Source organism: Paenibacillus sp. VTT E-133280 (assembly GCF_002264385.1).
Classification (GTDB): Bacteria; Bacillota; Bacilli; order Paenibacillales; family Paenibacillaceae; genus Paenibacillus_AQ; species Paenibacillus_AQ nitricinens.
In genome coordinates, this window is sequence record NZ_NFUX01000123.1 from 1 (window position 1) to 8986 (window position 8986).

Here is an 8986-nt window from a genome sequence, read left to right on the forward strand (position 1 = left end):
TGTATAGGGGTACGATCGTACCCCTATACACTCGCCTTACCAAATTAAACTGAATTGATCTTGTATCAACGGTCTATGACAAAAAAGGGATAAATTGATTACCCATTTTAAGGTGAATAATTAATTCCTTTCTGCAAGTGTATAAGTTAGCAATATAACATTTCGGTAAGTGTATAAGTTTAGCTTGATGTTCAATGAATTCTTAATTACTCGTCTAACACCTTTTTTTCATCACTCTCATTCTGATATTGTTCGTTAAGAAGATCCATTCCTTCATAATCCCAAATATCAGGCTGATCTTTATCTGTTGCATCTGTAACAGTAAACGTTTTAACTAACTTTGTGTTTTTTGGTTCTCGCGGTTTTTTTGTTGTAGTCTTAGGTTGATCAGTATGGTTTGAGGGTTCAGTCTCATTATTCTCTGCGGCGTTTTTTGAACTCGTTTTCGCTACCTTCATTGAAAGCCGATCGTTGTTTTCTTTGAGTTTTTGGATTTTAGATCTCTGATTTTCGTTGCTTTGTTTGAGTTTCTGAAATTCCTGTTGTAATAATCCATAGTTGTTAAGCAATTGTTCGTATTTTTCAGACTCTTCAATCATTGAATCATCATCTTGTGGGGGGAATTGTTGTAGGTATTGCTGCACTTCCTTAAAGGTTTCCTCGAAATAACTATGTACTCGTTTTCCTATGTCGTAGTACAGTTTTGCCTGACCTTCTTCGATTTTACTTAGGAATTGTTTTGGCGAAATAGGCTCATTGCTTCCCATTGTTACTCCCCCTTTGTCCATTGCTTTGTTTGTTTATATTTATGGTGAAGTCTGCTCAGTTATGTTGTCGCTTGTACTAAATTTGCTATTTGTAGGGAATAATACTGCCCGTCAGGGAGGTATTATAATGGCAAGAAGAAGACGCGGAAGATCTTACAGAAGCAAAAAAGGAAGCTCAAAAGTGATTTTGGTATTGATAGCATTTCTGATCTTTTTAGTATTCAGCATAATTAGGACAATTGTATCGGCCTTTCAAAATATTGAAGTGTATTTCTTAAAGCAAAATGCGCTGATACAAACGGTATTTGTTATTGCAATGATTGGTTTCTGTTTGTTAACTGTTTGGATTGTTTTTGAAGTGAAAAATAAAAGAAGAGCGGAACTCATCCGCCTTCAAATGGAGCGTGAGCAGGAAGAGAAAAGGCAGATATCACGCTTGAGGGATTTGAATTATCTAAAAAAAATGTGTCCGTTTGAATTTGAAGAGTATATGGCACGTGTATTTCGTTGTGCAGGGTATGAGAGTAAGGTAACCAAGCGCACTGGAGATGGTGGCAAAGACATTATTCTTCGAAGAAATGGGGAAGTACGATTAGTGGAGTGCAAAAGATACACATCTCCTAAGGTAGGCAGACCAGATATTCAAAAGTTCCACAGTGCAATGATTGATTTCAATGCAGTTGAAGGATTCTATATAACAACAGGTGAATTCACTAAGCAGGCATTAGAATGTGCAGAAAATAAATCGATTCTGACCATCAACGGTGAACATCTGCTGAATTTAATCGAACAATATGTTGGATTTGAAAAAGAGGTTCTTGAACATTGAGTTCAAGAACCTCTTTTGGTTAGGATTACTTAGCTCCATTTAAACATTTTTGGAAATATAAAGGATTTTACTCGAAATATGTAGAAGGTTAACCCATTCGTTATGTATGGGGGGCGTTTGTATGGAGATTGCGTGCTACGAAAAAGAAGAGATCAATATCATAGAAGAATTAAGCAGATACAGTGAATCCCAACACGAGGGAACAATTGATAAGTACCGTAAAGCTGCTGAAAAAGGAGCTATGACCTGTCCTTTTTGCCACGAAGAGCTACGTCTTCGTGCTGGTGATATTCGCAACATTCACTTTGCTCATCGTAAGGGAAAGACTTGTCAGCAATCTAAAGCATACGATACATATCATAATCAAACGAAGCGGGAAAACAAGAAGCATTCAGTCATAATGGCAATCATATATAACGAACTTAAGGGTCAGGAACTTATCAGACCAGATTTGAAAGTTGAGTACGGATACAAAGAATACCCCGAAGAGAAATGGAAGCATTACCCTGATATTTATTTAAATAAAAATGGTCGCGAATTTGCGGTATCAGTTATTACGAATGTTCATGAAATTGGTGACGATAAAGTTGTTAAAACCATCATCAAGAGGAATAAGTACTTTGCTGACAAAGGACTTGAGTCCATTTGGTTTGTTGAAGATAGGGAGTTAGCCGATGACTTCAAACATAGGGTCCTACATCTTTGGGAAGCAGAATATAGCTTGGCAATAAAGACAGAAGAAGATCGATTATGGGATAAGTTTTTAGAAGAACTGCGTGAAGAATTCCCAGAGCATAATATATTTAAGCTATTTGATTACAAAGCACACGGTCCCATGACTAGTGATGTTAGGAGCTTATACTATGTACACTCTGTGGGAGATGATATTACATTTTCTGTTCACAGATTCATCTTGGATCAAAAGCGTTCACCGTTTAGAGCCTTTGCGTTAAGCGAAGGATATAGAATGAATATTTCACAAGCTTTAATAATTCGGGACGAAATTCTGCTTAGTGATAAAGATCGAGAGGATGAGAACAGGCTTGGATTTGCCAATCAAGTGTTGTTTCAAATTGAAAAAGTAGAAGCGGAGGCTCGTTTAGAAAGAGATTTATACGGTGTTGAGAATGAACAGAGGATAATTGATGAAGAAATAACAGTACCATATAGGCAAGCAGCTACAACTCAATTTATAGATTATATTGATGTGATTGAATATTTGAATAAATTAAAATATCTATCTCTAACAACTCAAGAAACAGAAGCATTTTATTATTATCTAAAGAGACACAATAAAGAACTTGCGAATTACGGATTAACTCTGTTAGAAGTGAAGAAATGGGCCAGATATGCTTTAGGAAAAATTAATGAACAGAAGATTCGAAAGTGGCTTGTTGAGATAGATGATTTATAGGACAAAAATAGCCTAACCCACGTGAGATTCCGTTTGTGGGTTGGGCTATTCTTCATCAGGATCTATTCCCCAAAAAATATAATGAGACAACCCCGTATTTGCAAAGTAACAAGCATCCACATACACTTCACGGAGATCCTCGTCAATCCTATAGATGATGACTACATTACCAATCAAAGTCCAATGATAGCCGTTAAACTCAAACCCAGGAAAATCAGAGACCCCATCAGCTTTGTATTTCGGCTCATCAGCTAAAACAGCTTTTGAGCGTTTGAATACATTCATCGGGTCCACTTTGTATTTTTTCATACGCGCCAATGCTACTCGTGCATAAGTGGTCCAGAGCACTTTATAGGCATTATTTTTCATTTCCGACCTCATTCAGTAATTTGGCGAATTCTTCCTCGCTGTCACTATATGTGGAAATTCCATCTTTACGATCCTTCTGAGCTTGTTGAAGTTGGGACAGAACGCTCTCATCTTTAAAAATAACTGAGGTCATTCTCTTCTTTTGTTCATCGGTTAAAGTAGGTTGCTCATCTTTCCTTTGTAGGGAAACGTTGAATCCAAAGTTTTCTTCGATTAATTGGACTAGATCTTTAAGTTCTACATATGGTTTATTCTTAAAACTTTGCTCCAATAGTTCTTTTGAAATGGACATTCTGCTCACCGCCTTTTTGTCATTATATCATAATCTAAGGGATTTTCTTATGGTATGATTACACTTATTAACACTTAAGTAACGAATTTCTTATATGTCTAAGGGGGCTGTTCAGAATGAGCCAACACTGTACCGACTTACATAGGATTGCGTATGGATTGACCAGGCATCGATTCCCTTTTGAAGATAGCGTGATACCCAGAAATGGAGTCTATATTTTGTTTGAAACAGGTGAATACGGGCACGGTGTTGATCGAATTGTTCGAGTAGGCACGCATACGGGTCCTAACCAACTTCGCTCACGCTTGAAACAACACTTTGTACAGGAGAATAAAGATAGAAGTATTTTTCGCAAGAATATAGGCAGGTGTTTGCTGAACAAAGACAAAGATCCTTATGCAAGTGTATGGGAACTAGATTTTACAACGCGGGTAGCCAAACTCAAGAATGGGCATTTAATAGATTCAGCTTATCAGTCAAATATCGAGCGCAGGGTTAGTGATTATATTCAGACGAATTTCTCATTCTGTGTACTCTCCATAGAAGACAAAACAGAACGATTATCCTTGGAATCGCGCCTTGTCTCAACGCTATCATTATGCGAAGAATGCATTCCGTCTATACACTGGCTTGGTATGTCTTCACCTAACGAAAAAATAAGAAGAAGTGGCTTATGGCAAGTTAATGAATTATATAAAGAGCCATTAAATAACCAAGACTTAAATAGAATCGAGGTCCTCGCTAATGAATACGTCTAAAAAACTGTGTGTTATTCCTTGCGGAGCAGCTAAGATTTGGGACAAACAGCCAACAATTGGACCCGTAGAAGCGCAGAAGGTTTATACAGGAGTCTTCGCGATAGCGTGCCAAAAGTATGCTAATACTTTTTTCGATCATTGGGTAATTTTGTCCGCGAAATACGGTTTTCTATTTCCTGAGGATATCATTCCAGAGGTTTATAACGTGTCTTTCGTTAAACCTTCCAATGAAACCATTCATATCGATCAATTAAAAGAACAAGCTGTGAGCATGGGGTTATCGGATTTCGAGGAAATTACTGTGCTGGGCGGTAAGCATTATGCTGATCGAGTTAAAACAGTGTTTAACCAGGGGCAGGAGCTGATATTTCCTTTGAGTGATTGTAAGGGTATCGGCTACATGTTGCAAAAGCTAACAAGAGCACTGGAACAACAGGCGTTGATAACGGCGGAGTCTTTGAAATCACCGTCTAAAGTGATTGCACAGCCTTCTCTGAGTGAACATAAAGATCAATTGAAAAATACTATGGAGAAGAATGTTGGAAAGTACGCCTCTCTTTATGGATTTTTGCTGAACTCTCAAGAGGAGCAAGTGACTATAAATGTAGGTCAAATTGAAGAAATACTTGGTTTTTCCCTGCCACCTTCTGCAAGTAAACATCGCCCATGGTGGGCAAATACATTGACGCATTCACATGCTAAATCGTGGCTACTTGCAGGTTGGGAAGTGGATTCAGTTAACCTTGGAGAAAAGACGGTATTTAGAAGAATAAGCGAGGTGTAGCTCTTTTGAAGATTGAAATCGGAGAATCCTTAATGCTCTCATGGCTGAGACATGCGAAGAACTGTCAGCTTGTTCAGTTGAACTGGAAACCATCTGTGAAGTCGTGGGAACTTTATAACGAAGCTGTTGTTGAAAGTATGATGAAAGATTCAGACCAATATTTTAAAGAGAAATACAATCTCAATTTGTTTAAGCAAAACAGTTCCTCTTCGCAGCTCCTTCAACAAGCTGAAATTGATGCATTGGGTATGGAAGTGGGGGGAGCGAACGGTGTTCAGAACATATATGGTATCGATGTGGCTTTTCATGAGAATGGTCTGAATTATGGGTCTAAGGAAGAGACGATTTCCCGAGTGCTTAAGAAAATGATTCGTACAGCAATGGCGATTCATGGGTATTTTAATATGGATGCTGGAAATATCATCTTTGCTGCTCCTAAAATATATGGTGCGGTTTGTGAACCGTTGAAATTCTACATAAGTGAACTTCAGCATCAGTTTCAGGATAAGGGTTTGAATTTCAGTTTTGAGTTAATCTGCAATGAGGACTTCAAGGAGAAAATCTTCAATGTTGTTACAGCCTTATCCAATTCTGTGTCGGACACCTCAGAGCTATTTATGCGCAGCATACAGATGTACAATCTTTTTGCAGATGATATACCGTCAGTTGGCCTATCGAAATCCACAATGAAATCGAAAAAATTACCTGCCGATTTTAAAGGATCTGAGGTTATAAAGATCGGTGCTTTGGTTAAATCCAGTTTTGATCGTTTGATAACAAATGATTTATTAACTGAACAAGAGGTTGAGCGTTTACAGCGGCTAGATTATGCCAAAAGAACATTTAATATCACTTATCCAGTATTAAAAAAAGTAGATCATACGATTTCCATGACCGAACAGCGAAATGTAAACGGTCGTCCCAGGTTCTACGCTGATCCATACATAATTAACGGAACAAACTATTTGTTGTGCAATCATTGGGTAGAAGATCTTAGCAGAAGCTTTTTTGATGCCTGGCTTAGACGAATAGATGATACGAATTAACGAGGGCTCACTTTGAGCTCTTTTTTTATGTACCCCTTATAATTAGACATGTTAAAATAAATATAGGAAAATATTCCTATGAATCATTGGAATGTTTTCTTTATAAAAATTAATTTGGAAGGACTGTTTGAACCTGTGGCTAATAAGAATGAAAGCCTAAATATTGAAATTGATATTATTGAAACTGACTTTGATTTTGAAGAAATGGAAGGTTACTTATCAAAACAGTTGGAAGAAAGCTTTTCTGATTTAGAGTTACTGGAAAGGGATAGAGAAAAAATATCAGATCCTGATTCTTTAGGGAAAGTAGTCTTTGATGAGGTTTGGAAACAGTTCGGGAATCAAATTGGTCTCGACATGACTAATGAAACATTAATTCAAAAATATGATAGAGAGCATCCTGAACAGTATAAGGATATTGCCGATTCCGTTATGCAAGATAAACGATACAAAGATGCCAATAAGGCAATGAAGGAACAGCAACAAGCTGATAAATTAAAGGATGAGTACACAGGAAAAGACTTAAAACTTGGAGAGAAGGCTAATTTAGATCATGTCGTATCAAGAAAAGAACTATTCGAAAATCAAAGAAGAAAGCAAGCGAATTTAAGTGTAGCTGATCTTGCCAACAAAGAAGAAAATCTAAAGCCGACAAACGAATCCTTGAATAAAAGTAAAGGTGCCAAAAGTAATAAAGAGTATATAGAAACCCGTGAGACTAGGGAAAAATCACTGATTGAACAAAATGAAAAGGCAAATAAAAAGGTTGATGAATCAACTAGGTCAGATGCTGATAAACATCGGCAAAAAGAAGAAAATAACAAACGCATGAAAAATAAACTTGCTGCAGATGACGATCTTATGATGAATGCTGATAAAGGAGCAAGAAAAACAATAAATAATAATATTCGAGTAAAAGCAGCAAAAGAAGTTGGGAAAAAAGCGGGAAAAGATGCCTTAAAGACAATGGCTATCTCAGCACTTTTCACGTTGTTGAAAGAAATCATGAATGGCTTAATCCGCTTTTTTAAGGAAAAATCTAAGTCGCTTAATGGATTCTTATCTAAAATGAAGGAATCGATAAGATCATTCTTCTCTAAAATTCTCAGCGTTTTTCAGACGGGAGGATCAACATTAATCGGTACAATTTTATCTGAAATATTTGGACCTATTATAGGTATGTTCAAGAAATTATCAAGTTTATTTAAGCAAGGGATATTTTCTGTTATTGATGCCGTTAATTATCTTAGAGATAAGAAGAATAAGGACAAACCGTTTTCTGTAAAGGTAGCACAAGTTGGAAAAATAATAACATTTGGATTAGTTGGTGGCGGTGCAATTTTATTAGGAGAAGTTTTTGAAAAACTCTTATTAACAGTTCCTGGAATGCAAATTGAGATACCACTGATTGGCACTCTTGCGAATATGATTGGTTTATTTCTTTCAAGTTTAGTGTCTGGATTAGTTGGCGCAATAGTTATAAATCTTATCGATAAATTCATCTCCAAAAAGGCGAAAGAAGAGAGCGACCTTCAAATTATTGACAGAAAAAATGAAATTATGAATCTTCAACAGGTACAACTTTTTGTAGCTGAAAGCCATGTAGCAGCAAGTAAAGAAAATGTTATGAGCGAAATTTCAGACAATCACGCATTAGCGAAAGAAGTAATGCGACATTCGCTTAATAAGATATTTGCTGGAGATAAGGCTAATGATTCAAAAAATAAAGACAGTATTAGTGATAATCAGAAAGATTTAGTTCAAATGCAAAAAGATTTAGAAGACTTACTTTGAGGTGATCAGAAATGTCAATTAAAACCGAAACAAAGCATAATCAAAATAAAAACCAGATAGCCATTATGAATAACAGCACCAATGATTTCAATAAAAAGAAAAATAAATTAAAAGAATTTAGTGAAAAAATACCTAAAGAAGAGATTTTACCTAGTGTTCCAGGTTCAAGGGGACCTTTTGGGTTGTTTGATTATAAAGTAACGGGTGATGACCTGAATAGGTTGACTCAAAATATTCAGGATAAAATGATTAAACAGAATCAAGTTCTTGTTAGAACAATTAAAGAATTTAATACTATCTACGATACGTTTTCCGCATTAGATAAAGAATATATTCATGGAATTTTGATCTCACTGAAAGCAGCTGAAGAAGCTAACGCGAAAGCATTAAAAGGAATTGAAGGCGTTCAAACAAACCAAAATGAGATCACACAAATCATTAATCAGCAGAAGCAGGTAATCCAAGTTTTGAAAAAATTCAAAGAAAAAATAGAGAAGATCGAACACTTAACTGATGTTGATATAATTTTCGGTAATCTTTCAACAATGAAAAGTAACCTTAAAGTATTCGAAAACAAGGTTGAAGCTCAAGATCTGACATTAACTGATCTGACCGATGAAATGAAATCATTGGTATCTTCGCAGTCAGTTTTTCTAAATGATCTTAATTACCTAAAAGAAATTCAAGTTGAACAATTTCAAGCAGTGAAACAACTCGTTTCAAATCAAAATGATAATATATCTAAAATCGAAGTGAGAGTTACAGAAAATAAGACTAACATCGAAACTCTAAATCAAGAAATTGATATTCATGTAGAGAAACTCAGTGATATGAAACGATTAATTCAGGAAGATATCCAGATCTTATCTGAAAAAGTCGCTCGAAACAATTCTGAGTTTGATACCAAACTGGATTTAATGACTAACGAAGTCA

General features: G+C 36.1%; 10 protein-coding genes and 1 pseudogene. 8 read left to right on the forward strand and 3 right to left on the reverse strand.

Annotation, left to right across the window (positions count from 1 at the left end):
- Positions 1-206: 206 nt before the first annotated feature.
- Positions 207-767 (reverse strand): hypothetical protein, encoded by a 561-nt coding sequence (locus CA600_RS29790; protein WP_094874706.1) that lies wholly within the window; start codon positions 765-767, stop codon positions 207-209.
- Between the two features lie 127 nt (positions 768-894).
- Between CA600_RS29790 and CA600_RS29795 the strand changes: the two genes are divergently transcribed.
- Together CA600_RS29795 and CA600_RS29800 are read left to right on the forward strand one after the other, a co-directional pair.
- Positions 895-1596: a restriction endonuclease gene (locus CA600_RS29795; protein WP_179281781.1), complete on the forward strand. Its 702-nt coding sequence runs from the start codon at positions 895-897 to the stop codon at positions 1594-1596.
- Between the two features lie 121 nt (positions 1597-1717).
- Positions 1718-3010: a competence protein CoiA family protein gene (locus tag CA600_RS29800; protein ID WP_094874708.1), complete on the forward strand. Its 1293-nt coding sequence runs from the start codon at positions 1718-1720 to the stop codon at positions 3008-3010.
- A gap of 45 nt (positions 3011-3055) precedes the next feature.
- Here CA600_RS29800 and CA600_RS29805 read toward each other — a convergent pair whose 3' ends face one another.
- Together CA600_RS29805 and CA600_RS29810 are read right to left on the reverse strand one after the other, a co-directional pair.
- Positions 3056-3379 carry a hypothetical protein gene (locus CA600_RS29805; protein WP_094874709.1) on the reverse strand — a complete coding sequence of 108 codons (324 nt, stop codon included), beginning with the start codon at positions 3377-3379 and terminating at the stop codon, positions 3056-3058.
- On the reverse strand, positions 3369-3671 hold the full coding sequence (locus tag CA600_RS29810; protein ID WP_094874710.1) for a hypothetical protein: 303 nt from the start codon (positions 3669-3671) through the stop codon (positions 3369-3371). Before CA600_RS29810 ends, CA600_RS29805 begins: the two co-directional genes overlap by 11 nt.
- 116 nt (positions 3672-3787) lie before the next feature.
- On the opposite strand from CA600_RS29810, the gene CA600_RS29815 reads away from it, so the two are divergent.
- The 6 genes and pseudogenes from CA600_RS29815 to CA600_RS29835 form a co-directional block, all read left to right on the forward strand.
- A complete protein-coding gene (locus tag CA600_RS29815; RefSeq protein WP_094874711.1) occupies positions 3788-4429 on the forward strand; it encodes a hypothetical protein in 642 nt (213 codons plus the stop codon).
- Positions 4416-4862 (forward strand): annotated as a pseudogene (locus CA600_RS32245) (DUF6884 domain-containing protein); the annotation flags it as partial. The gene CA600_RS29815 and the pseudogene CA600_RS32245, both read left to right, overlap by 14 nt.
- Positions 4863-4955: 93 nt before the next feature.
- Complete coding sequence (locus CA600_RS32270; RefSeq protein ID WP_441339161.1) at positions 4956-5213, forward strand: DUF7662 domain-containing protein; 258 nt, start codon at positions 4956-4958, stop codon at positions 5211-5213.
- Between the two features lie 5 nt (positions 5214-5218).
- Positions 5219-6259: a hypothetical protein gene (locus tag CA600_RS31430; RefSeq protein WP_094874712.1), complete on the forward strand. Its 1041-nt coding sequence runs from the start codon at positions 5219-5221 to the stop codon at positions 6257-6259.
- Positions 6260-6337: 78 nt separating this feature from the next.
- On the forward strand, positions 6338-8053 hold the full coding sequence (locus tag CA600_RS29830) for a hypothetical protein (RefSeq protein WP_256990070.1): 1716 nt from the start codon (positions 6338-6340) through the stop codon (positions 8051-8053).
- 11 nt (positions 8054-8064) lie between these two features.
- On the forward strand, positions 8065-8986 hold a 922-nt coding region (locus CA600_RS29835; RefSeq protein WP_094874713.1), incomplete at its 3' end, for a hypothetical protein.